Annotated in this window: 1 protein-coding gene; it reads left to right on the forward strand. The window is 50.4% G+C overall.

The window, feature by feature from the left end:
- Window positions 1-208: 208 nt before the first annotated feature.
- A partial coding sequence (locus tag DXA74_RS16035; protein WP_233550597.1) for a DUF4134 domain-containing protein occupies window positions 209-460 on the forward strand: 252 nt, incomplete at its 3' end.

The raw sequence follows: 460 nt of genomic DNA on the forward strand, positions 1-460 counted from the left end.
AGGAACACGAAGCGTTCGACATGAACGATTTCCTATAATATAATAATGTATAAGCCTGACAGCATGAAACAGCGTGATTACGGTTGATTGGCAACCTGAAAACCAAACAGACAAACGGGACTATCCCCGACCACTAAAATTTCAAATTATTCACCAACCGGGAAAGGCGGACTATCCACCCGCCGCCCGGCATTAAAAACAAATCACAATGAGAAAGAAAATCTTCTTGTCGGCGGCTATACTTGCCGCCGTGGTAAGTGCCTACGCACAAGGAAACGGGCAGGCGGGCATCACCGAAGCCACGAACCTAATCACCGGGTATTTTGACCCCGGAACAAAACTGGTGTACGCAATCGGGGCGGTCTGCGGCTTGATTGGCGGGGTAAAAGTATATAACAAGTTCTCAAGCGGCGACCCCGACACCTCAAAGACCGCCGCCAGTTGGTTCGGGGCGTGCATC

This window comes from Bacteroides sp. OF04-15BH, from assembly GCF_003477995.1.
Taxonomy (GTDB): Bacteria; Bacteroidota; Bacteroidia; order Bacteroidales; family Bacteroidaceae; genus Paraprevotella.